The organism is Peribacillus sp. SIMBA_075 (assembly GCF_046534585.1).
On record NZ_JAWRYN010000110.1, the window covers coordinates 1 to 538 of the forward strand.

The 538-nt window shown below is 38.7% G+C and carries 1 protein-coding gene; it reads left to right on the top strand.

Annotated elements, in window-relative coordinates:
• Positions 1–538, top strand: a 538-nt coding sequence (locus SB775_RS27370) for an IS3 family transposase (RefSeq protein ID WP_410864278.1), incomplete at both ends; no start/stop codon positions are given.

A 538-nucleotide genomic window follows, 5' to 3' on the forward strand; every position in this document is an offset into this window, starting at 1 on the left:
ATTTAAAAAAGCGCAATCCAAATCTACATGGGAAGGAATGGTCCTGAAAGCCGAAAGGTTTCAAGTAATTGATGGATTGAGGAAAACACACCCACTCGCGTGGCTATTAAAAATCGGTGAAGTTTCAAGAGCTGGTTACTACAAATGGCGGAAAACTCAGTCTAAACGTTCTCTAAGACTTGAGAAAAACCTATGGATAAAAGAACATATATTAGCCATTCATAAGATACATCCGTACTACGGATATAAACGGATGACTCGAGCTTTATTCAGAGAGGGAATCGTTGTCAATCATAAGCGTGTTCGTCGTTTGATGAGAGAATTGGGGGTTACATCTGTTATTCGAAAGAAACGTCCATTCTATGGCCGAAGAGGATCCGTTGTATTTAAAAATGTTTTAAACCGTGAGTTCTATGCAGAGTCCATGTTACAAAAGTTAGTAACAGATATAACCTATGTGCGGATTGGAGACACGTTTGCCTACCTATCTGCCGTTTTAGATTTGTATAATAATGAAATTGTGGCATGGGAAGTTTCT